The following is a 21,726-nucleotide window of genomic DNA, read 5'->3' as shown; positions in this document are numbered from 1 at the left end:
ATGAATTGCGCAACCTGGTATATATAAATAATCAGCCCTCAGCAACGTTAAGTCATATATACCAGTGGGTGCTGAAAAAGCCTTCCGGCTATATATGATATCAGTTACATAATACCTCATTAACCAACCTGCATATTAACCATATAACTTGAAACCCCTCCTGCACATCATGCTCTTCCTATATGCTGGCTTTGCCTGGGCGCAGTCCGCTACCAAGTGCTTCAAGGCATATGACGCGCAGGGGCAGGAGGCGACGGTGCTTTGCGTGGGGCAGGAATACACCTTTCAGGATTGCGGGGGCAAAGTGCCGGACGAGAATGAGTATTATGTGTTTGATTATAAAAAAGGCTCGCCCATCACGGACGCATCCGACAGCCAGCGGCACAGCTACACCAAACCCGGCACCTACCGGGTCCTGCAAATCGCGAACTACGGCAGCAACACCCTCACCGACACAGTATCAGTTGTCTTTGAGGTGAAAGACTCCCCAGCCCCCTCTTTCACCGCCCAAAGCTGCGCCAACGGCGCCGTCTCCGTCCGCATCACAGACAGCAACTACAGCAGCTATACCCTTGATTTCGGGGATGGCGGGAAAACGACGGGCGCGAAGCCAGGCAGCCAGGTTCCCCATCGCTACGCCTCACCGGGCACATACACCCTAACCGTTTCGGGGGTATATGCCGGGGGCGCCTGTGCCGGAGAAAGCACCACCGGGGTCACCACCCTGCCCGCAGCCCCTGTTCCCTTCATCCGCAGCCTGACCGTGCTGGAGCAGGCAGGCAGCGGGCAACTTGCATTAGCATTGGAGAGCCTGCAGCCCGGCCTTGCTTATATCGTGCAGCGCTGGGACCTCAGTGCCTCCAGTCCCGGCTACATTACCATCGATACTATCCATACCATCTCTCAAGCAGCCATCACGCATCGCCTGCAGTACGTGAACACCTCGGAAGGAACCTCCTATAGGGTGCGCCCTCTTGATGCCTGCGGCACTGCCTTTCCGGATGCCAGGGCAGTCAGTTCCATCGCCCTGGAGTTCACCGCTGAAGAGCAGCAGGCAACGGTCAGGTGGCAAAGCATGGCCCATGCGCAGCGCTACGAGCTTTACAGAAACGGATCACTGCTGCAGACGTTGGGCAATACCGTCAAACAATATATAGACACTGATGTGGTGTGCGGCCAGCCTTATATATATGAGGTGCGCGGCATCGCCGCTGACGGCAGCGTTTCGGTGTCAGCGGCTGGCGAGGTGCAGGTGGTTTCCACGGTTGCTCCGGCCGCCCCGTACCTGCTCTCCACTTTTAACCCGGCCAATCAGGTGGAACTGCTCCTGCAACTGCCACCGGGAGAGGCAGCCGGGCAGATAAGCTTTGAGCGCAGCGCGGAAGGCAGCGCTTTCGAGGCGCTCACCCAGGGGCCGCAGGCGTCCTTCACAGATAAAGAAACTACACCCGCGCAAATCTGCTACCGCGCCGCCTTCACCAATGCCTGCGGCAATACCTCCGCCCTTAGCAATACCTCCTGCCCTATTTTTCTGCAGGCGCAGCAGCAGGACGCTGGGGCGGCCATCTCGCTGGAATGGACAAAATACGAAGGCTTCCCGAATGGTGTCAGGCAATATACGGTGGAGTTGCTCGACGAGGATGGCAAGGTGCTGCACAGCTATCCCGCCTCCGGAAACACTTACACCGACCGCTCCCTCCCACAGGAGATGCAACAACTCCGCTACCGGGTCAGAGGCACAGCGGCTGACGGCGCCAGCACCTATTCCAACACCGCGCTGGTGGAGCAGGGCCTGCAGCTCTATATACCCAGTGGCTTCACCCCGAATGGGGACGGCCTGAACGATGTATTCCAGATAAAGGGGCGCTTTTTCAGCAGCTATACCATCCGGATATATAACCGCCTGGGCCATGTTATATATGAGGGCACCGAAGGAGACAACGGCTGGGATGGCACTTATCAGGGCGAACTGCTGCCGGCAGGCGCTTATGCCTATGAGGTGAGGGCTGTTTCGGACTCTGGCGCCTCCCGCCGCCGTACCGGCACCATCACGCTTCTGCGCTAACTCCCGGAGGCTTTATGGCTATATATCGTAACCGGCCGGTGCTCCTGTAAATGGCAGCACGAATGTGTATATTTGCATCAGCGGCAGGCAAGGCAGCCATATATCCGTACAAATACACTTATCATTTTAAAAGAAGCGACTATGTTTGATATGTTCGGCATGATGGGCAAAATGAAAGAAGTCCAGGCCAAGTTGAAAGAAGCGCAGGAGAAGCTGAAGGATATAACCGTTACCGCCGAGTCGGGTGCGGGCCTGGTGAAAGCCACGGTGAATGGGCAGCGCAAACTCCTCAAAATTGAGATAGACGAAACCATCATGAATGTGAGTGACCGGGAGATGGTGAACGACCTGGTGGTGGCGGCCGTGAACAACGCCATGCTGACAGCCGGGGAGCGCGCCCAGGAGGAAATGAAGAAGCACACCGAAGGCCTGCTGCCCAACATTCCGGGCTTAGACTTGGGAAGCTTTGGCCTATAGTCCCACCCACACAGCTATTGTTATCCTGAACTGGAACGGGCTGAAGTTTCTGCAGGAATTCCTGCCGTCGGTGGTGGCGCACAGCGCGGGCTGCGAGGTGATAGTGGCCGACAACGCCTCCACCGACGGCTCCGTGGCTTTTCTGCAGGAGCATTTTCCGCAGGTGCGCCTCATCCTGCACCCAGAAAATTACGGTTTTTGCGAGGGATATAACTGGGCCCTGTGCCAGGTGGAGGCTACCTATTACGTGCTGCTGAACTCCGACGTGGCCGTGCCGCAGGGCTGGACACAACCTATCATTGACCTGATGGAGGCTGATGCCGTCATTGCGGTCTGCCAGCCTAAGATCATCTCGCAGCAGCACCCCGGTCTTTTCGAGTATGCCGGGGCCGGAGGCGGCATGCTGGATGCGCTCGGGTATCCTTATTGCCGGGGCCGCCTGTTCGAGACGCTGGAGGAAGACCGGGGGCAGTACGACGATGTGCAGGAGATTTTCTGGGCCACCGGGGCCTGCATGTTTGTGCGGGCCGATGCATACAAGGCACTGGGAGGATTGGAGCCCGCCTTCTTTGCGCATATGGAGGAAATCGATTTCTGCTGGCGCGCCAAGAATGCCGGATACAAAGTGCTCTACAACGGCCAGAGCGCCGTGTACCACGTGGGCGGCGGCACGCTGCATAAATCCAACCCGCGCAAGACGTACCTCAACTTCCGGAACGGGCTGGCGCTGCTCTACAAAAACATTCCTTCCAGGGAGTTATTTTCAACCATGATGCTGCGGGTGCTGCTGGACTGGGTGGCGGCGCTGCGCATGGTGCTGGCCGGGCAGAAAAAAGACGCCAAAGCAGTGCTCAAGGCGCACCGGGACCTGCTCCGTAACAGGAGCTACTGGCAGAGCAGGCGGCAGGCGCAGCGGCAGAAAGGCAGTTTCCCGGATATGCCGGGCGTATACCGGGGAAGCATTGTATGGCAATACTTTGTGCGGCAGAAACGGACAGTGCGGGAGCTATAAATCCCATACGGTGCTGCGCTCGCGGCGCAGGCTTTTCTGCACGTTCATCCAGAACGCCAGCGTCAGGTAAAGCAGCACGGGCGAGCCCATGGTCAGAAAAGAAAGATAGATAAACGACAGCCGGATGCTACTGGTAGCGATGCCAAGCTTCTCACCCAGCATCGTACATACCCCAAAAGCCCGGGATTCAATAAAGTACTGTAGACGCTTCATTTTACAAAAATTGAATGACTAAATTACGTTTTCTTTGGCAAATGTCAAAAACAACGCCAGTCAGGTACAAATCCTGACGCTTTAAAAAGCGCCTGTTGGAGTACATTTTACGATCAAAGCGAATAACAGGATATGAACCGGTACAAAAAAAATAAAAGCCTCCTGCTCTTCCTTACCCTGTCACTTGGCGTTGGCGGCACCGGCTGCACGCTGCAGCGCATGGTGCGCGCGGCCGAAAAGGAGCAGGTTATCACCGTTTCGCCTAACCCCCTGCAGGCCAATGGTCAGTCTGTTAACTTCGAACTGAAGGCACAAGTTCCGGACAAGCTCGTGCGCGAGGACGAAACATACAAACTCGACATCTATTACGAATACGATCTGAAGCGCGAGGATGTGGCTACCTACAGCTTCCGGTTCGGGGAATTTATATATGAGAACGGCATGCCAACCGTCATCCGGCAGCTCTCCTTCCCCTACGCACCCGGCAAAAACCCGGGGCGGCTGATGGTGCAGGGCTATGCCATCGACAACGAAGACGGCGACATGCGCTACACGCACGCAAAGCAAGTGGCTGAGGGGCTTGTTACCACGCCGCTGCTGTTGGTGCGCAACAATGCCTACGGTTTCTTACCCGATACCTATCAGGAGAAAGCGAACCAGCCCGGTAGGGTGACCTTCTTTTTTGAGAAGTACCAGGCAACGCTGAACAGCAGCCAGGGGGAGAGCCTGCGAGTGCTGGAGCAGTACGTGCTGGACAATGTGCGCAGCCAGCAAATCACCGTCACCGCCAGCCAGTCGCCGGAGGAGACGGGCACTAGCCTGGCGCAGAAACGCGCTGAGGCCCTCGCCGACCTGTACCGCCAGAAGCTGCACACCCTCGACTACAACGGTAAAAAGGTCAGCATCAAAACCCGTGTGCAAAAAGCGGGTAACGAACTGCTGCTGCAGAAATTACAGTCCTCCCCTATCGCGAAGCCGGAAAAGCAAGCAGCCATCGCCATTGTGGCCAGCAACCGCAGCCAGCAGGAGAAAGTGCAGGCGCTGCGGCAGTCGCCGGTATATGACTACATCAAGGATTATATATACCCCAGTATGCGGGCGGCCCAGCTCGAGGTAAACTACAACCGCAGCCGCAAATCGGATTACGAGCTATATATACTGGCCAAGAAGATAGCGGAGGAAAAGATAGCTGCCGACGTGCTGACGGAGGAGGAACTGCAGCATGCCGCTGCCCTGACGCCCCTGCTGGACGAGAAGCGCAAATTTTTTGAGGCGGCCGTGAAGTCCACCGACAAGTGGCCCGCCTATTATAACCTGGGGGTGGTATACAGCGAGATGGCCCGGAAGGAGTACCGGCAGGAGGCGAAGCAGGCGCTGCTGGCCCGCGCCATCCACAACCTCACCTATGCCGGCTTCCGCAACCCCAGCGCAAACGTTTACTACAGCCTGGCCAGCGCCTACCACCAGCGCGGCGACATGCTGGAGGCGCTGCAGTATTATGACTATGCCATCAAACTGGGCGGCGAGGAGGAAATGCTGCAGCAGGTGTTTGCCGACAAGGCGGCGCTGGAAATAGAAATAGGCCAGTTTGACGATGCCATTGCCAGCCTGCGCTATGCCGGCGACAGCTACCAGACCAACATGAACCTGGGCCTGAGCTACCTGCTGAAAGAGAACTACGAGGGCGCGCAGCGCTACTATACCCAGGCGCTGGAACAGAAACCCGGTGATGCCCTCGCCTACTACAGCCTGGCACTGATTGGGGCCCGCACCAACAATGCACAACTGCTGGAACAAAACCTGCGCAGCGCGGTAAATGCCGACGGCGCATTTATGGAAAGAGCTATCCGCGACAGGGAATTTGAGGACTTCCGGGGCGAGGCGGCTTTCAAAGATGCGCTGCTCCGGTAGTAGCCGCGCCATAAAAGAAGTAACTACATTGGAAATTGACAGACTTATCTTAATTTTACCTTCTGAACAGAAGATATAAAACATCATATATGCGAAGTATACAGTTTAGAGAAGCCCTGCGCGAAGCTTTGTCTGAGGAAATGCGCCGCGATGAGCGTGTATTTCTGATGGGTGAAGAGGTAGCCGACTATAACGGGGCTTACAAGGTGAGCCAGGGCATGCTGGATGAGTTCGGTCCGGAGCGCGTGATCGATACCCCGATTGCTGAGCTTGGCTTTGCCGGTATCGGGGTGGGCGCCGCCATGAACGGCCTGCGCCCGGTTATCGAGTTCATGACCTTCAACTTCTCGCTGGTGGCCATCGACCAGGTGATCAACTCTGCCGCCAAGGTCATGTCGATGTCTGGCGGCCAATACAGTGCGCCCATGGTGTTCCGCGGGCCGACCGGCAGCGCGGGCATGCTGTCGTCGCAGCACTCCCAGAACTTCGAGAACTGGTATGCCAACACCCCCGGGCTGAAGGTGGTGGTGCCTTCCAACCCCTACGACGCCAAAGGCCTGCTGAAATCCGCCATCCGCGACAACGACCCGGTAATTTTTATGGAGTCGGAGCAGATGTACGGTGATAAGGGCGAGGTGCCGGAAGAAGAATACACGCTCCCGATTGGTGTGGCCGACATCAAGCGCGAAGGCACAGACGTGACCATCGTCTCGTTTGGAAAAATAATGAAAGTAGCCCTTGCCGCAGCAGAGGAACTGGCCAAAGACGGCATCAGCGCTGAGGTGATCGACCTGCGTACCGTGCGCCCCATCGACTACAAGACCTTAATTGAGTCTGTGAAGAAGACGAACCGCATGGTGGTGGTGGAAGAGGCGTGGCCACTGGCCTCCATCTCCGCCGAGCTGGCCTATCATATCCAAAGCAACGCGTTTGACTATATGGATGCCCCGGTGAAGCGCGTGACCTGCCGCGACGTGCCGCTGCCGTACGCCCCCACCCTGATAGAGGCGTCGCTGCCGAACATTGAGCGCACCATCGACGCCGTGAAGCAGGTGATGTATAAGAAAGAAGCTTAAGTTAAGCCGCTACACCCTATAAAAAAGCGAGGCACCTACAGCAGGCGTCTCGCTTTTTTGTTTTGATGGGCTGTTGCGCCTGCCACAATACGGTTCCATATATCAACCGTCCGTCTCTATCTCCTTCTTTTCTACTTTCACAGCGTTGTCCTGCGGTTTGATGCCCCGGTCGTGGACGCGGGCGTACACCTGCGTGAACTCCGCCCCGAACAGGAAGATGACAGACGCATAGTATACCCACACCAGGATGAGGACCAGGGAGCCCGCCGCACCGTACGTGTCCGCCAGCGGATCGTGCTGAAAGTAGATGTTCAGGATGTATTTGCCGATGACGAACAGGATAGCCGTGACGGAGGCGCCTATCCACACGTGGCTCCACTTCGTCTTGGCGTCGGGCAGCACCTTGAAGATGGTAGCGAAAATAAGCACACACACCAGTACGGAGATGATTACGTTTCCGACCGTTACCAGATATACGGCAACGCCTGTCAGTTGCTCCCGCAGGTAATCGTATATCACCCCCATCACGATATCAACCGACAGGGACACCAGCAGCAGAAAACCGAGGCTGACTACCAGCGCCAGCGAGAGCACCCGGTCCACCACCAGTTTCCACCAGCCCTTTTCCGGCTTGGCCTTTACCTCCCATATGGCATTGATTGAATCCTGCAGGGCCACAAAAACGGTGGTGGCCGTGAAAATCATTGTGGCAACGCCCACGATGGTGCCGATGGTGGTGGCGTCTGACCGGCTGGCGTTCTCGATGATGCTCTGGATTTGCTCTGCGCTGTTGCGGCCCACCACGCCGCCAATCTGGTCCACCACCTGCCCGCGCACCGCCTCCTCGCCAAACACGGCCCCCGCAATCCGGATGGTGATGATGAGCACCGCCGGAAGCGAAAAGATGGTGTAGAAGCCAATGATGGCCGCATAATCCAGCGGATTATCGTCAATAAAGTCCTTACAGGTTTGCTTCGTTATCTCCCAGTTGGTCTTGAATGATTTTTTCATAGGCTGAATAGAAAACCGTTCAGGTACCCGCTCCTCAGGCGGGGGCGTATTTTCTAATACGGCGCATTGGCTTCCGGGATGGGGAGAAAGGGAATCCTGTGATGGAAGTGGCACGAAAACCCATCGCTGCAACCGCCGGTTACCGGGCAAGGACACGAACAGGCTCAGGTTTTCCACACAGGATATATAGGAAGACTGAAGCTGTATAAAAGCACATGGCAACGGCCGGTTCAACTTATGATTCTTCCTTTTGCGAAAGCCCTGTATATGGCTTATATATAGATATGGGGCTTATATTTAGAAATGCTTGCTTACAGAACTATGAAAGCCAGAGGCGCGCCAGGTAATTGCCGTGCTCGCCCTCATACAGCAGTTCAAACTCAAAACCCTCTTCCACGGCATAGTCCTCCAGGATGGCGGCATCGATAAAAAGCCAGTTGAACCAGCCGGTCTCGTGGTCTTTGTAGGTCATATTGTATTTCACCTCGCCATAATAGCCTGCGTTCAGGTCGAGGAGCACCGAGCCGTCCTCGTCTTCATACATATATAAAATATCCGAAGACTCCAGCAAAATCTGGCCACCTGGCTTCAGTAGCGTTCTGAGGTGCTTCAGGAAGCGGACAAGCCCCATCAGGTTGCCCGCGATGCCGATGCCGTTCATCAGCAGCAGGAGCGTGTCGTACTGACCGTTTTTCAGTTCCAGCACATCCTGGTGCAGCACCTGCCGCACGCCCCGCCGCCGCATCACCTCGGCCGCCCCTGCGGAGAAATCGACGGCTGTCACCTCCTTGCCCTGCTCCTGCAGCGCCAGGCTGTGGCTACCCGCCCCGGCCCCCACGTCCAGTGTGTTGCCACGGCAAGCCTCCAGCGCCAGCAGTTCCAGTTCGGGCATCTCCGCCACATCCCTGAACAGGTAATAAGCCGGCATCACATCATCCTCTGTCAGACTGCTGATCACCACCACCCCGGCATCGGCATCGCCGTTCAGGTAATCGAGCATGGCGGCTCCCATGGGATCGTTTTTCATGAGCGCATAGTTTAAGTCAGGGGCAAGTTCGGCACAATTGCGCAGCCGTAAAAGCCGGGCCGCATCTAAATCTGCCTCACCTCCGATAGGATTTTACGTGCGGGGTTCGCTTTTTGAAATCATCTGTCCATATATTAGATTTAACATGAGGTTTCCAATCCCGGGCGCATGGGTACAGAGGCGTCACGATCCGTTCGGCTTATCAATCACTAACCGGAGACAAAGTACCTGCCTCCTAAACGAGTTGGAGGGTGTCGATGATGACTTGCTGAATACCCCGCAGGCGGGAGGCAAATGGTCTATCGCCCAGCACATCGCCCATTCACTGCTCGTAGCCAAGAAGGCGATGCAGTACGTACAGCATAAACTGGCGCAACAGGATAATCTCCGGCCCGTTGCCCTCTCCCACCCTATCAGGTCGTTGCTGCTCAAACTCGCGCTGCATTCAGGAAAGCGGTACTAAGCCCCCCGTGGTGGCCGACGTGCCGGGCCGCGCTGCCGGCGCTGCGCCAGGAGTGGGACGATATCCGCTTCAGGCTGGAAGACGTGCTGAGTGATATCCCCCCGCAGCACCTGGACAAGTGCCTGTTCAGGCACCCCAACGCAGGCCCCTCACCATTTCCCAGACCCTCACCTTCCTGCAGGACCACTTCAACCACCACCTCCGTGCCATATATCACCTGAAACGGCGGTTGGTCAGCTAGCTTCAGTTAGGCTATGCATAGGTTCCTGCCATACCGTTCGCTGAAATGAAACCCGCTGCCAACCGGTTTCTGTAGCTTCAACCACTTTGCCTCTTGGCTCCAGCGCTTCGGGAAAGGCATACGAGGCGATTTATATATAGCCCGCTCAGCAGCAGTTGTGAAAGCCTTTTGTCATATATAGCAAGGTTATCAGACTTCGGAGTCTGGCATATATAGCACGGGAACTACAACAGGTGGTTTTGCAACAGGTAATGCAACAAGCCTGCTCCGGCACTGATGGCTATCCAGGCTATCATCCCGACCTTGAAACGGTGCATCGCCACGAAAGACACGGCAATCCAGACGAGCGCCAGCCAGTCTATTCCCTGCCCCTGCCCCACAATGACGGCCCTGCCGAAATACACTGCCAGGTTCAGGATTACCCCCACCACGGCCGCCGTGACAACCCCCAGCACCGACTTTACCCGCACGTCACCCTGGGTGCGCTCAATAAGCGGGGCACCTACCAGTATGAAGAGGAAGCAGGGCAGGAAGGTAAAGAAAGTAGTGGTGAAGAGTCCCAAAGCGCCCATCAGCAGCGAACCGCCATAGTGGTTATACCCCGCCATGAAACCCACAAACACCAGGACCATGATCAGGGGCCCAGGTGTGGTTTCCCCCAGCGACAGCCCGTCGATCATCTGGAGCCGGGTGAGCCAGTTTAAGTTTTCGACCGCCACCTGCGCCACATACGGCAGCACGGCATATGCGCCCCCAAATGTTACCAGCGCCGCCTTTGTAAAAAAGAGCGACAGGTTTTTCCAGAAGCCGAACTCCTGGCTCATCATATAGAACAGCGCATAAGGCACCAGCCAAAGGAACAGCACCACCAACCCTCGCACTATAATTTTGCCGGGGCGCAGGGCTGCGTGACTCACCTGGCTTGTGGCATGCACATAGTATGCCTGCTGCTCCCCGGCGGCAGATGCAGCGCTCTCTTTCCGCTCACTGAAAAGACGAGGAAGTATTTTGCGCGCCAGCAGCGCCGCCAGCATAGCGGCCAGGATGATATAGGGGAATGGAACATCAAAGAAAAAGATGGCGCAGAAACTTGCCAGCGCCAGTATATAATGCAGACCGCTCACCAGCGACTTTTTACCGATTTTGAAAAGCGCCAGCAGCACAATCGCCACGACCGCAGGCTTCAGTCCGTAAAACAAGGCCGCCACCCACGGAATGGTGCCGTAGCTGACGTAGGCCATGCTCAGGCCCAGCAGAATAAACACCGAGGGCAGCACAAACAGAATGCCTGCAACCAGCCCTCCCCGCACGCCGTGCAACAGCCAGCCGATATAGGTGGCCAGTTGCTGCGCCTCCGGCCCCGGCAGCAGCATGCAGTAGTTGAGGGCATGCAGAAATTTCGCGTCTGAAACCCACCTTTTTTTATCCACCACAAACTCATGCATGATGGCAATCTGCCCGGCAGGCCCTCCGAAGCTGATGAAACCCAGTTTCAGCCAGAACAGCAGGGCTTCCCTAAAGGCCGGTTTTACGGGCGGCGAAGGGTTGGCATCTTTCTTCTGAACAGTTTGGCTTTGCATGGTGCCGCTGTCTCCAACAGGTTTTATCATTATTGCAGAAATTTAGTTGAGCAATTATAGCCCTGCTTTACTCCCTAAAATAGCATGTGCTTAACCTTTGGAATCCTTTTTACCTTTTGCCAGGCTTTTTTTATAGCCAGAAGGGCTCTGGCCAGTATACTTCCTGAAAATGCGGGTAAAATGGCTTTGATCAGAGAAGCCGGTGAGGTAAGCAATCTCTGAGAGAGAATGGGATGAAGCGTGGAGCAGGTGCAGGGCCTTCTCGATGCGCAGTTTCCGGATATACTCTCCGTACGACATGTTATCAAAATACCTGGAGAACTCCCGGGATACATAGGCAGGGTGCATCTGCAGTCCTTCAGCTATCTCCTTAAGGCTGATACTGAGGTTGGTATCGATCTGGTCTTGTATAATCTCTTTCAGTCCCTGTGCCCATGCCGGTATCTTCTTCTCTTTCTGTTCCTGCATATATTTATTGAACACCTGGAGGAACAGGTTTTCAGACGGCTGCTGCAGGTGCTTTACTCCCTGCAGGTGCTTAGCCCAGGTATACAAGGCGTCGTAAACAAGCATCCCCTTGTCCAGCAAATCCTGGTCATCATTTATATTGGCTGCTAATCCGGCCGAGATCGCCCACAAACCGGCCGATTGGGCCGTTAGGCTGTGATCGTCGGTGTCCGCTCCCCGGATAATGGGCGCCATCACGAGCAAGGCGCGATCTGTCAGCTGGTAATTCTCCAGAAAACAATCAAACGTGCAGCGGTCGTTGTAGTGGGTAAGCTCGGCCTCCGGTATATCAAACGGGGTTGCGTCCAGTTCTTTTGCCTTTTCCACTACCTGCTGGTAGGGCACAAAGAAAAAAACAGCCTCTTTGTCTATAAATCTCCTGATAAGCCACGGACAGGCTATTCTATCCACCTTAGGGCGCTCTCGTGTGATCCAGTTCATATGCCCGCTGTAATTTTATACCTTATGAGGTATTATTCCCGAAAATATGCTCCTCAGGTCGCTCCTGCCTTGCAGCCCCCTGGCGGCTTTTCTATCTTTGGCGTCTGAGCAATATGTACGGTTCCCAGCGGAAAAAAAGTATCCGGTGTCTGCCAGCCAGCTTCTGACGCAGTGAATCATTTAAAAAGATATTAAGTTATTGAAACAGACCGGCAACAGGATAGAGTCTTTACTGTTGGCATCCCTCCTGTTCGAATCAACTATCATATACATCTTCACACCTGTATGCTGTCTAAAAAAGCGAAATATGCATTGAAAGCCATGCTTTACCTTACAAAAAATCAGGATAAAGGGCTTATTGTTATTTCCGACATTGCCGGGGAAGAGCGCATTCCCCGCAAATTCCTGGAGGCCATCCTGGTAGACTTGAAGACGAATGGTATCTTACATAGTGTCAGGGGCAAGAACGGCGGTTATTCCTTAGCTAAAAGCCCCTCTGAAATATCCGTTGGGAATATTATCAGAATGATAGACGGCCCCTTGGCTCCCATCCCCTGCGTGAGTCATCTCTATTACCGGAAGTGCGACGAATGCAAAGATGAGGCCTCCTGTGAAATTCGAATCGTGATGAAGAAGGTGCGTGACGCCACCGCTCAAATACTGGACAATACTTTCCTGAACAGCCTGGAAACAATTGCAAGCCTGGTGGAAGCACAGGAGCACGAACAGAGCTAATCAAATGCTTTTTATCTCCGGATAAGCCAGCAGTAACTCTTCTCTGCTTTCTTGCCTTAATACGCCTGCAGACCGGAAAACGGATGGCACCCCTTAAGCTGGCCAATGACAAAGCGCCCATGTGCCATGTATACCCTGGCAGCTCTGAGAGTGCCGCCCCTGTAAACGATGGCGAAGGGGAGGCGCCAATATTCTGAACAACCATTAAATATAATATATGGCAGGCCCGATTATCGGGGTGCTGTGTCGTGCTGCCGACACTATTTGGTGGCTTCATATTGAAAATCGCTCCAGCAAGAGAGTGCCTCCCACTTTCTGCTCTAACTGCCCTCTTGCTCCTGCTACACTGTTAAAGGGCGCATAATGCCGTGCCAATTGTTCTCAGGCTGATAAGGATAACCACTGCGCCAACGATCAGCTTGATGGTTTTGACAGGGAGGCGCCTCGTCAGAGAGGCAGCCACAGGAGCCGCGAAGACACCTCCCAGAATCAAGCCCAGAATAATTTGCCAGTGCACCAGTCCGATCATGGTGAAAAAAGTGATCGAGGAAGCCAGCGCCACAAAGAACTCGGTCAGGTTCACAGAGCCAATGGTAAAGCGGGGGCAATGGCCGCGGGCCATCAGCGTGGACGACACGATTGGGCCCCAGCCACCGCCGCCGATAGAATCCATAAAACCGCCGAAAATAGCCAAGGGGGCCACATTCTTCATCTCTGCCCCTTTCTTCCGGAGCTGGTAGGCCTTCCGGATGATGAGTACCCCTAACACCATGGTGTAGGAGGCAACGACTGGCTTTATGATGTAGTCATAATGCTCCAGCGACGAGAGTATATAAGCCCCCAGCACAGCTCCGATGACACCCGGCAGCAGCAGCGTTTGGAACAGCTTCCTGTTCACGTTACCGAACCTGAGGTGCATCAGACCCGATACACCGCTAGTGAAGATCTCTGAGGTATGGACACTGGCACTGGCGGCGGCGGCCGGAACGCCCATAGCCAGCAAAAAGGTGGTGGAGCTAAGGCCGTATGCCATGCCCAAGGCCCCGTCTATCATCTGCGCCACAAAGCCAGCCAGCATATACAGGAAAAGCTCTGAGCTTAGTTGGTCGGTTACTGCAGCTGGCACAGCGGCTAGCAGGGTCAGATAATAGCCTGTTGTGTACAGCAGTATAGCTGCAGCCAATGCCAGGGCAGCAATGGGTATAAGAAGTACTTTCATATATAAAATCTATGGGTGATGGTGCATTCTTCCTGTCTTGCCTTTGCTTCTCCGGTTACAGCCGCGCAGCCTGGCCGCCCTTAACGCAGTGATCTTAGCAGCGTAAAAGGCGGCCGTACTGTTTCTGCGGAGTATCACCTGGCCAATAATCCGTCGAAGGTAACGGCCGCATAGTAGAGCGCCCCGATGGTCGGTCCTGCCGCATACTGGATGTACCTATTGTTGAAGATGTTGGCGCCTCCCACCTTTACGGTTGCGTTCAAGGAAGGCACTTTCAGCGTGGCCTGGGCATCCACGGTATGGTAGGCGGGCACTTTGCCGTTAGCCAGCGGGCTCTCCCACAGGAAGGCATCCTGCCAGCGCCACACAAGGTTGAAGCCGAGGTTATTCAGCACCTCGCGGTTTCCAAAGGAAAGGTTTGCTGCCCACTTTGGCGTATTGAAGCCGGTCACGAAAATATCCTGCCCTGCGTTCGCCCTGATGTTGTTGTAGTTGACATTGCCCGCCAGCGTGAACCTGCTGAAGAAGTTGTACGTGAGGCCCAGCGACGAGCCATAGTTGCGGTAGTTGTTTTTGGCGTTGGTATATACCCGGTACCTGGTTTGCCGGGCACGGTTCGCTGCCAGCATGTCCAGCACACCGGCATCGGTGCCAACCTCTCCCGATAAAGGCACGGCCACCTCCACCTGCCCCAGAAAACCGGCATACTCGTTTACATAGGCGTCTGCGTCTATCACCAGCGAGTTATTGAGCAGCACGCTCCTGTAACCTACCTCGAAGGAGTTAATGCGCTCCGGCTCGGTGGCGGCCAGGTCGGTTTTGGCAAGCAGGCTCCTGTTGTTCCGTGCCGCCTGTTCCGCTGTCAAACCATCTGTCACATCCTGGTTCACGGCCGCGTTGAAGGCGTTCACGGATGCGAGCGTGTAGGAATTGTCGAGGTAGCCCAGGCCCTCGTTTATATAGGCCAGCCCGCCCACTCTGCGCACATTACCGTTGTTGACATATGACAGCGCCTCAAACAGCGACGGGAACCGGAATCCATTCTGAAAGGAGGCCCTGAAATTATGGTGCTCCGCCAGCGTGTAGACAGCAGCAACCCGGGGGTTGAGCTTCGGGTCGAATTCGGGGTTGTAGTCCAGGCGCAGGGAGCCGTACAGTTTCAGTTTTTCCCCGAAGAAGGCTCTGGTAAGCTGGCCGAAGGCGCCGAACTTCTTGTAATACACATTGTCGCCGCCGGGCAGTGTCCGTGCATGCAGCGGTCTCGAGAAATCAACAAAGTTGTTGCCGTCCGGAATGACCTCATATACGCGTGCATCCACCCCCAGCAGCAGGTTAGCGAACCTTATCCTGTCTTTAGAGTCCCACTGTGCGTCGGTGTGGTAGAGGCGGCTTCGCTGCGAGAGCCACGCTCCCCCTGTGGCCGGGGCACCCGGAATCACAGCCCCGTGGTCCCAGTTGTTAATCTCCGTGATGGTGTTCTTCAGGGCATTGAAGGCAGCCGTGCCCGGCTCTACCCGTCCCTTGTCTGCGGCCAGCCTCGCCCGCTGCATGGCGGTGGCCAGGTCGGCGTCGTGGTCCAGTTCCGCCTGCAGCGCCGATTTATATATGGCTCCCCACGCGCTGTTGGTGCCGCTGCTGCTAATCTGCAGGTTGTCGGCCAGGGGCTTCACGTTGTAGGAGTCGCCGGTGTTCTCGATAGAGACGTAGGATCGCACGAAGAAGTCATCGCCTTTGAGCTCCAGCCTGTGGTTCTGCACTACCACATTGTCCAGCTGAATTTTGTTGCCGCGCTGGAACACCCCGTCCATCCTGCCTACCCGGTAGCCGTACGACAGCTCCGCCTTCTCATTCAGGCGGTAGTGCAGCGCTGCATCAAACTTAAGATTGTCCACGGTGGGGCTTACCAGGTCGCGCTCCCAATAGCCCGTCCTGCGGACCAGGAAGGACTGGCTTTTGCCACCGTACTGCACCCCGCTGATGGTGACGGCGTTGTTGTTCTCGTCGCCGTACCTGTTCCAGGCATCTGAAGCGGGGTTGTTGTCTCCGGCCAGTGCAGGAAAGGCGGGGTTAGCCGTGTTCAGGTTATTGGGGTTCTGGTCGGTGGCAGAGTTGGCGCGCCAGTCGGTGCCGCGCATATAGCTTGCGTTCACTTTGAAGGCCCACTTGTCTTTGAAAGCCCTGGCATAGCGCACGGCCGTCTCGGTCAGCAGGCTTGGGCTGTGGTCTTTGCCGTCCACATGGTTCACACCCGTCTTTTGGTAAAGGCTGAGCCCCTGGTACAGGAAGGGGCTCTTGGTAATCAGGTTGGCCATGCCGTTGATGGCGTTCATCCCATATAGCGCGGAGGCAGCCCCCGGGGTTATCTCCACGCTGGCGATGTCCAGCTCCGTTGGCCCGATAGCGTTGCCGAGTGGTACTCCGAGCGTGGCGGCCTGCATGTCCACGCCGTCCACCAGCTGCATGAACCGGAAATTGTTGGGGATGTTGAAGCCACGGGTGTTCGACACCTTGAAGGTGAGGCTGGAGGTGGTCATCTGCACGCCCTTCACGTTCTCCAGCGCGTCGTAGAAGCTGGGCGCCGGCGTTTCCCGGATGGCCCTGATATCCAGTTTCTCGATGGCCACGGGAGAGCGAAGCTGGCTTTCCTCCATGCGCGAGGCGGAGATAACCACCTCCTTCCCGAGCATCGTCTGCGTCACCAGCGCAATGTTGAGCCGGGAGCCGATACGCTGCACCTCCACTTCCTGTGGCTGAAAGCCAATAGATGAAAATACGACGGTGAAGGGAAATCTCAGTTTCGTTCGGAGCACAAAGTCGCCGTTGACATCGGAGACCGTGCCCGTGACGGAGCCTTTTATATATACGCTAGTTCCCGGCAGGGGCTCTTTGGAGTCCTGGTCCACCACCTGGCCCGTGACTTCGATGATGTTGCTCTCCTGAGAGAAGCCAATAAGAGGCAGGAGCCCCAGGTATAAGTATAGAATAATGTTTTTCATGATTGTTAGTTTTGAGATGGATGAAAAGGACACACCACTTCCCGGCTGTCTCAGCCAAGCCCATAAGCCAGGTCGCCAGCCACCCGGTTTCACTTTCTTCGCTGCCCGGCTCCATATAGGGAAACCCAAACCGGTTACTTGTAAAGAAATTCGGGACGCAATAGCGAGAGTACTCCCAGGCTGACTATGATTCGCCCCCGGGCGCGGCTCGCCCAACGGGAGAAGCGATCGGTACAGCAAACAGAATGAACCTTTGGCACTCTTTACCAGAGGCGGGCCTACAGCTTAAGAAAGTGTATGCTTGTAAATTTTTAATGAAAGGTGCCACTGTGACGACAGCGGCGCAGGAACTTTGCGCTTAGAGGACAGCGCTGCTACAGAAACAACAACAGGATATATAACTTGGAAGGAGAAACCTCTGCACGTCAAGACCAGCATGTATAGAAACTGTTTTCATGGCGTTTGAATGGTTATTTATATATTTCCTATAGATTAAGTAGACAAATAAAAAGCATATTTAGCTCATCTCCAAACCGACACGCAGAAATATTTTAAAAGGTCCGAAAGCAAGTCAAATATGAAGGTGAAATAATGTCCAGCTTTGGTTTAACACAGCCCCTGTAGTCCCTCGCCCGGCTAATTGCTTCATCGAAAACAGTTTAAATTTGCTTCTGAAACAGGAATATAAACCGGCGCTGTTTTCTCAAATCCGAAAAGGATTGTAACCAAGCCAATGGCCTGCGTAAGAGGAACTAACGGAACGCATGGGTTTTCCGTCAAATTGTCACTGAAGCTATCCTATATGGAAGAGAGAACGCAGCACATGGGTGTCGACTACGGCGCTAAAATGGCGGGCACCACCGCCGCTGCCATGCTGGCTGAGGGGAAATTGCGCGTATGGCAGAGCCAGGCGGGCCAGGATGCAGACAGATGGCTGCGTGAACTGGTGCTGCAGCAGCAGGCAAAGGTGGTATATATAGACGCCCCGCTGACGCTGCCTGCTATATACGGCCAGGCCACCCACTCCGCTGCATCCGACTACTTTTACCGACAGGCCGACCGGGAGTTGCAGGCCATGTCGCCGATGTTTATCGGGGGACTGACGGCGCGGGCCATCCAGTTGCGGGCGCAACTGGCTCAAAATGGCGTGGCAGCACTCGAAACATATCCCTCGGCCCTGATTCGCCTGCTGCTGCCCGAACTGCAGGGCTACAAAAAAGACCCTGCCGCGCTCCCTGCTTTCGCAGCGGCATTGCAGGGCCTGCTTCCCTTTCAGTTACAGGAGCAACCCCGGAACTGGCACCAGTTCGACGCCGCGCTTGCCTGGCTCAGCGGCTACCGGCACGAGGCGGGGCAGTCGGTGCTTTACGGCGACGCGCGGGAGGGGCGCATCATTGTTTAGTCGCTGATGTCGGCGGCTGTCTCCAGTGTCAGGAACTCCATCTGCAGGGCCTTGATTTTTACCTCCGAGTCTGTGTCAATATCGGCGCTGATTGCATCCTTGCGCTTGTTCAGCCGCTCCAGCACCATTTTGGCCATCTCCCAGTCCGCATCGGCCCACTCGGATTTCTGGGCACGCACGTTTTCCATGAACGTGATATAGGCTTCGCGTATGTTGGCAGCGTTAAGCGTGTCCATGTCGGCCCACTGGCCCAGCAGTTCCCCCCCCACTCCGCCATAAGCGCCTCCTGCCGGACGCTCTCGTAGGACTCATCGGCCTCGGTGAACTCCTGCTTCAACTGCCGGTACTCTTCCTGCAGTTCCTCCGAAAACTGTTCCTGTTTCTGGTCAAGCTCCCGCGTGCGCACCTTAAAGTCCTGCTTCGCCTGTTCCCAGTCTTCCTCGGTGCGGCTGGCGAGCTGCGAGGTTTCGCGGTTCACCCAGTTTCTGAACTCGCTCAACTCGTCTTCCACCTCGCTCTCGCGCGCGGTGGTGCAGCTTCCCAGGCTGGTCAGGCTGACGAGCAGGCTAACCATTAATGCATGTATAAATCCTTTTTTCATAGCAGTGTATATATAGGCTCCATGCTTTGATACGCACGCATCCTGGATTGGATATTCCCGAAAGCCTGTCCCTGCACCGGCAGGAGGCGGAACTCGTGTTATATATATTTCCATCAGCAGCAATGCCACCCGAACCATGCCCGCCACACCGCGTACTTATATATATTCGGACGAGGAAAAAACCACCCATCCTATACCTTCAGGGGAAAATAGGGATAGCTTACGCGACGAGTATGCGATGTTTCAGCACAAGTGTCGTGTAAGCTATTTTTTTGTGGCGGTTTCACCGCGCCCGCTCAAACACCAGGTACTGATTGCCTGCGCCAAAGGGCTTCAGGATTAATTGCTGCGGGGTCAGTTTCCTGATCCGCCAGCGGCCCAGCATGGCGCTGAGTGTGGAGTAACCATCCAGGTTCGTCACCTGCACGCTAATCAGGTCATTATTGTCGTTCAGTTCCCATTTCCCCCATTCCACCGATGCAGGTCTTGTGCGTGTAAGTTGATACGTCTGATCATCAAACAGCACCAGCGTAAGGGAATCGAGGGGCAGCTCCGGTGCGTAAGTCCCGTCCTTCTCAGCAAGGTGTTCGCGCAGCGCCCATTCGTCTGTCAATAGCTGCCCAGCATCCTGTGCGGGAGCGCCTGCGGCAGCCACACCCTGCTGAGGCGCTGCGTATAACTGGAGGACAAAGCTGAAGAGGGAAAGCAAAACGAACAGCGGCATAGGGAAGTATATATAGCGTTAGAGTATATACGCAGAGAAGTTCATTAGATATAATCACGCCTCCGGCAAGAGGGCATAACCTCATCAGAATGCATATGAATCAAGACCAGACATTTATGCGGGAGGCCATACGCCTTTCAGAAGATAAGATGAGACAGGGATATGGCGGGCCGTTCGGTGCCGTGGTAGTCCGGGACGGGGAGATTGTGGCGCGGGGCTTCAACAACGTGCTTATTTCCAAGGACCCCACCGCCCACGCCGAGGTGGACGCCATCCGGAAAGCTTCTGAGGCACTGGACACCTTCGACCTTTCTGACTGCGAGCTATATACCAGTTGCGAACCCTGCCCAATGTGCCTCGGGGCCATCTACTGGGCCAGGATCAGGAAAGTGTACTACGGCAACACCCGCCAGGATGCGGCCCGCATCGGTTTTGACGATGCGCTCATATATGAAGAAATCGGAAAGCCACTGGCAGAACGGAAGATCCCGATGCAGCAGTTGCTGCCCGATGAGGCCCAGAAAGTGTTTGAGGACTGGGCGCAGTATGCGGATCGGAAAAGCTACTAAATTATATATAAAGCTGCCGTTACCTGCAGGTGAAAAAACAGCGGCGGCTGCTCCTTATCCGGTGCAGCCGCCGCTGTTTTGCATTTATAAATAAATTATATATAGCTTAGCGCTGCTTCATCATATTGGCCAGGTTGCCCAGGCCGCCGCGCTTGCCCGACATCTTGTTCATCGAGCGCATCATTTTGCGCATGTCGTTGAACTGCTTCATCAGGTTGTTGACCTGCGTAATGTCGGTGCCACTGCCTTTGGCGATGCGCTGCCGGCGGCTGCCGCTGATCATGTCGGGGTTCTCGCGCTCAGCGGGCGTCATGGAACGGATGATGGCCTCAATTGGTTTGAACGCGCCCTCGTCTATCTCCACGTCTTTCAGCGCCTTGCCCACACCCGGAATCATCCCTACCAGGTCTTTGATGTCGCCCATCTTCTTGATCTGCTCCAGCTGGGTCAGGAAGTCGTCGAAGTTGAACTGGTTTTTGCGGATTTTCTTGTTGATGCGCTTGGCCTCGTCCTCGTCAAAGGCCTGCTGCGCCCGCTCCACCAGGGAGATCACGTCACCCATGCCGAGGATTCGCTGCGCCATACGGTCCGGGTAGAACAGGTCGAGCGCCTCCATTTTTTCCCCGGTGGATATAAACTTAATGGGCTTCTCCACCACCGCCCGGATGGAAAGGGCCGCGCCGCCACGCGAGTCGCCGTCCAGCTTCGTCAGCACCACGCCATCGAAGTTGATGCGCTCGTTGAAGGTTTTGGCGGTGTTCACCGCATCCTGGCCTGTCATGGAGTCCACCACAAACAGCGTCTCCGACGGCTTCACGGCCTGCTTGATTTCGGCTATCTCCTTCATCATCGCCTCGTCCACGGCCAGGCGGCCGGCCGTGTCGATGATGACTACCTTCTTGTTCGTCTTGCGGGCGTGCTCGATGGCATTGAGGGCAATCTGCACGGGGTTCTTTTTTTCCGGCTCAGTGTAGGCCTCTACTCCCACCTGCTCGGCCAGCACCTGCAGCTGGTTTATCGCAGCAGGGCGGTACACGTCGCAGGCGGCCACCAGCACGCTGCGGCCCTGGCGCTTGATGTGGTTGGCCAGCTTGCCGGTGAAAGTGGTTTTACCGGAGCCCTGCAAACCCGCAATCAGGATAATGGCCGGGTCGCCTTTCAGGTTGATGTCCTGCTTTTGGCCGCCCATCAGTTCGGTCAGCTCCTCGTGCACAATCTTCACCATCAGCTGCCCCGGCGACACGGCGATGAGCACATCGCGGCCCATGGCCTCGTCTTTGATTTTGTCGGTGACGGTTTTGGCAACTTTATAGTTTACGTCCGCATCCACCAGGGCACGGCGCACCTCCTTGATGGTTTGCGCCACGTTGATTTCGGTGATGCTTCCCTGGCCTTTCAGCGTCTTGAAGGCTTGCTCTAATTTGTTACTTAAATTATCAAACATCTTTCTCTGGGT

Annotated in this window: 20 protein-coding genes; 9 read left to right on the top strand and 11 right to left on the bottom strand. The window is 55.5% G+C overall.

Translation table 11 applies throughout. From position 1 onward, the window contains the following. The first annotated feature begins 148 nt into the window (after positions 1-148). From GSQ62_RS19790 to GSQ62_RS19780, 3 genes are all read left to right on the top strand, one after another. Entirely contained in the window at positions 149-2,065 is a 1,917-nt protein-coding gene (locus tag GSQ62_RS19790; RefSeq protein WP_161891105.1) for a gliding motility-associated C-terminal domain-containing protein, read from the top strand. A 141-nt stretch (positions 2,066-2,206) separates the two neighbouring features. Beyond that, entirely contained in the window at positions 2,207-2,542 is a 336-nt protein-coding gene (locus tag GSQ62_RS19785) for a YbaB/EbfC family nucleoid-associated protein (protein WP_161891104.1), read from the top strand. Further along, positions 2,532-3,554: a glycosyltransferase family 2 protein gene (locus GSQ62_RS19780; RefSeq protein WP_161891103.1), complete on the top strand. Its 1,023-nt coding sequence runs from the start codon at positions 2,532-2,534 to the stop codon at positions 3,552-3,554. The genes GSQ62_RS19785 and GSQ62_RS19780 overlap by 11 nt, the downstream gene beginning before the upstream one ends. Here the strand turns inward: GSQ62_RS19780 and GSQ62_RS19775 are convergent. Then, positions 3,549-3,767, bottom strand: coding sequence for a PspC domain-containing protein (locus tag GSQ62_RS19775; RefSeq protein ID WP_161891102.1), 219 nt, complete (start codon positions 3,765-3,767; stop codon positions 3,549-3,551). The two genes, GSQ62_RS19780 and GSQ62_RS19775, sit on opposite strands and share 6 nt — an antisense overlap. 132 nt (positions 3,768-3,899) lie before the next feature. Between GSQ62_RS19775 and GSQ62_RS19770 the strand changes: the two genes are divergently transcribed. Together GSQ62_RS19770 and GSQ62_RS19765 are read left to right on the top strand one after the other, a co-directional pair. Beyond that, a complete protein-coding gene (locus GSQ62_RS19770; protein WP_161891101.1) occupies positions 3,900-5,678 on the top strand; it encodes a tetratricopeptide repeat protein in 1,779 nt (592 codons plus the stop codon). 89 nt (positions 5,679-5,767) lie between these two features. Further along, positions 5,768-6,754 (top strand): pyruvate dehydrogenase complex E1 component subunit beta, encoded by a 987-nt coding sequence (locus GSQ62_RS19765; RefSeq protein WP_161891100.1) that lies wholly within the window; start codon positions 5,768-5,770, stop codon positions 6,752-6,754. Between the two features lie 102 nt (positions 6,755-6,856). Here the strand turns inward: GSQ62_RS19765 and GSQ62_RS19760 are convergent, their stop codons facing one another. Continuing rightward, positions 6,857-7,765, bottom strand: a complete 909-nt coding sequence (locus tag GSQ62_RS19760) for a YihY/virulence factor BrkB family protein (RefSeq protein WP_161891099.1) — start codon at positions 7,763-7,765, stop codon at positions 6,857-6,859. Between the two features lie 319 nt (positions 7,766-8,084). Next, on the bottom strand, positions 8,085-8,792 hold the full coding sequence (locus GSQ62_RS19755) for a class I SAM-dependent methyltransferase (protein ID WP_161891098.1): 708 nt from the start codon (positions 8,790-8,792) through the stop codon (positions 8,085-8,087). 244 nt (positions 8,793-9,036) lie between these two features. On the opposite strand from GSQ62_RS19755, the gene GSQ62_RS20950 reads away from it, so the two are divergent. After that, entirely contained in the window at positions 9,037-9,255 is a 219-nt protein-coding gene (locus GSQ62_RS20950) for a DinB family protein (protein ID WP_237586841.1), read from the top strand. A gap of 465 nt (positions 9,256-9,720) precedes the next feature. Here GSQ62_RS20950 and chrA read toward each other — a convergent pair whose 3' ends face one another. Then, positions 9,721-11,106: a chromate efflux transporter gene (gene chrA / locus GSQ62_RS19745; protein WP_202621809.1), complete on the bottom strand. Its 1,386-nt coding sequence runs from the start codon at positions 11,104-11,106 to the stop codon at positions 9,721-9,723. Positions 11,107-11,166: 60 nt separating this feature from the next. After that, on the bottom strand, positions 11,167-12,024 hold the full coding sequence (locus tag GSQ62_RS19740) for a chromate resistance protein ChrB domain-containing protein (protein ID WP_161891097.1): 858 nt from the start codon (positions 12,022-12,024) through the stop codon (positions 11,167-11,169). A gap of 285 nt (positions 12,025-12,309) precedes the next feature. Here GSQ62_RS19740 and GSQ62_RS19735 point away from each other — a divergent pair, with 285 nt between their 5' ends. Then, on the top strand, positions 12,310-12,759 hold the full coding sequence (locus GSQ62_RS19735) for an RrF2 family transcriptional regulator (RefSeq protein WP_161891096.1): 450 nt from the start codon (positions 12,310-12,312) through the stop codon (positions 12,757-12,759). Between the two features lie 349 nt (positions 12,760-13,108). On the opposite strand, the gene GSQ62_RS19730 is transcribed toward GSQ62_RS19735, so the two are convergent. Together GSQ62_RS19730 and GSQ62_RS19725 are read right to left on the bottom strand one after the other, a co-directional pair. Next, positions 13,109-13,978 (bottom strand): sulfite exporter TauE/SafE family protein, encoded by an 870-nt coding sequence (locus tag GSQ62_RS19730; RefSeq protein ID WP_161891095.1) that lies wholly within the window; start codon positions 13,976-13,978, stop codon positions 13,109-13,111. 134 nt (positions 13,979-14,112) lie between these two features. After that, a complete protein-coding gene (locus GSQ62_RS19725; protein WP_161891094.1) occupies positions 14,113-16,974 on the bottom strand; it encodes a TonB-dependent receptor in 2,862 nt (953 codons plus the stop codon). 802 nt (positions 16,975-17,776) lie between these two features. On the opposite strand from GSQ62_RS19725, the gene GSQ62_RS19720 reads away from it, so the two are divergent. Then, positions 17,777-18,376 carry a DUF429 domain-containing protein gene (locus GSQ62_RS19720; RefSeq protein ID WP_161891093.1) on the top strand — a complete coding sequence of 200 codons (600 nt, stop codon included), beginning with the start codon at positions 17,777-17,779 and terminating at the stop codon, positions 18,374-18,376. On the opposite strand, the gene GSQ62_RS19715 is transcribed toward GSQ62_RS19720, so the two are convergent. The 3 genes from GSQ62_RS19715 to GSQ62_RS19705 form a co-directional block, all read right to left on the bottom strand. Next, a complete protein-coding gene (locus GSQ62_RS19715) occupies positions 18,373-18,513 on the bottom strand; it encodes a hypothetical protein (protein ID WP_161891092.1) in 141 nt (46 codons plus the stop codon). The two genes, GSQ62_RS19720 and GSQ62_RS19715, sit on opposite strands and share 4 nt — an antisense overlap. Beyond that, on the bottom strand, positions 18,486-18,977 hold the full coding sequence (locus tag GSQ62_RS19710; protein ID WP_161891091.1) for a hypothetical protein: 492 nt from the start codon (positions 18,975-18,977) through the stop codon (positions 18,486-18,488). The genes GSQ62_RS19715 and GSQ62_RS19710 overlap by 28 nt, the downstream gene beginning before the upstream one ends. Before the next feature lie 283 nt (positions 18,978-19,260). After that, the gene (locus GSQ62_RS19705) at positions 19,261-19,701 is read right to left on the bottom strand and encodes a hypothetical protein (RefSeq protein ID WP_161891090.1); all 441 of its coding nucleotides are present in this window, start codon (positions 19,699-19,701) and stop codon (positions 19,261-19,263) included. A 95-nt stretch (positions 19,702-19,796) separates the two neighbouring features. Between GSQ62_RS19705 and GSQ62_RS19700 the strand changes: the two genes are divergently transcribed. Then, a complete protein-coding gene (locus GSQ62_RS19700) occupies positions 19,797-20,270 on the top strand; it encodes a nucleoside deaminase (protein ID WP_202621808.1) in 474 nt (157 codons plus the stop codon). A 106-nt stretch (positions 20,271-20,376) separates the two neighbouring features. Here the strand turns inward: GSQ62_RS19700 and ffh are convergent, their stop codons facing one another. After that, positions 20,377-21,714: a signal recognition particle protein gene (ffh, locus tag GSQ62_RS19695; RefSeq protein ID WP_161891088.1), complete on the bottom strand. Its 1,338-nt coding sequence runs from the start codon at positions 21,712-21,714 to the stop codon at positions 20,377-20,379. Positions 21,715-21,726: the final 12 nt, after the last annotated feature.

The organism is Pontibacter russatus (assembly GCF_009931655.1).
Classification (GTDB): Bacteria; Bacteroidota; Bacteroidia; order Cytophagales; family Hymenobacteraceae; genus Pontibacter; species Pontibacter russatus.
This window is presented reverse-complemented; position numbering and strand designations above follow the sequence as displayed.

What these genes read in the sequence shown, in the direction of transcription:
- GSQ62_RS19785 (WP_161891104.1), top strand. Translation starts at nt 2,207, where the DNA reads ATGTTTGATATGTTCGGCATGATGGGCAAAATGAAAGAAGTCCAGGCC.
- GSQ62_RS19775 (WP_161891102.1), bottom strand. Translation starts at nt 3,767, where the DNA reads ATGAAGCGTCTACAGTACTTTATTGAATCCCGGGCTTTTGGGGTATGT.
- GSQ62_RS19770 (WP_161891101.1), top strand. Translation starts at nt 3,900, where the DNA reads ATGAACCGGTACAAAAAAAATAAAAGCCTCCTGCTCTTCCTTACCCTG.
- GSQ62_RS19765 (WP_161891100.1), top strand. Translation starts at nt 5,768, where the DNA reads ATGCGAAGTATACAGTTTAGAGAAGCCCTGCGCGAAGCTTTGTCTGAG.
- GSQ62_RS19760 (WP_161891099.1), bottom strand. Translation starts at nt 7,765, where the DNA reads ATGAAAAAATCATTCAAGACCAACTGGGAGATAACGAAGCAAACCTGT.
- GSQ62_RS19755 (WP_161891098.1), bottom strand. Translation starts at nt 8,792, where the DNA reads ATGAAAAACGATCCCATGGGAGCCGCCATGCTCGATTACCTGAACGGC.
- chrA (WP_202621809.1), bottom strand. Translation starts at nt 11,106, where the DNA reads ATGATAAAACCTGTTGGAGACAGCGGCACCATGCAAAGCCAAACTGTT.
- GSQ62_RS19740 (WP_161891097.1), bottom strand. Translation starts at nt 12,024, where the DNA reads ATGAACTGGATCACACGAGAGCGCCCTAAGGTGGATAGAATAGCCTGT.
- GSQ62_RS19735 (WP_161891096.1), top strand. Translation starts at nt 12,310, where the DNA reads ATGCTGTCTAAAAAAGCGAAATATGCATTGAAAGCCATGCTTTACCTT.
- GSQ62_RS19730 (WP_161891095.1), bottom strand. Translation starts at nt 13,978, where the DNA reads ATGAAAGTACTTCTTATACCCATTGCTGCCCTGGCATTGGCTGCAGCT.
- GSQ62_RS19725 (WP_161891094.1), bottom strand. Translation starts at nt 16,974, where the DNA reads ATGAAAAACATTATTCTATACTTATACCTGGGGCTCCTGCCTCTTATT.
- GSQ62_RS19720 (WP_161891093.1), top strand. Translation starts at nt 17,777, where the DNA reads ATGGAAGAGAGAACGCAGCACATGGGTGTCGACTACGGCGCTAAAATG.
- GSQ62_RS19715 (WP_161891092.1), bottom strand. Translation starts at nt 18,513, where the DNA reads ATGGCCAAAATGGTGCTGGAGCGGCTGAACAAGCGCAAGGATGCAATC.
- GSQ62_RS19710 (WP_161891091.1), bottom strand. Translation starts at nt 18,977, where the DNA reads ATGAAAAAAGGATTTATACATGCATTAATGGTTAGCCTGCTCGTCAGC.
- GSQ62_RS19705 (WP_161891090.1), bottom strand. Translation starts at nt 19,701, where the DNA reads ATGCCGCTGTTCGTTTTGCTTTCCCTCTTCAGCTTTGTCCTCCAGTTA.
- GSQ62_RS19700 (WP_202621808.1), top strand. Translation starts at nt 19,797, where the DNA reads ATGAATCAAGACCAGACATTTATGCGGGAGGCCATACGCCTTTCAGAA.
- ffh (WP_161891088.1), bottom strand. Translation starts at nt 21,714, where the DNA reads ATGTTTGATAATTTAAGTAACAAATTAGAGCAAGCCTTCAAGACGCTG.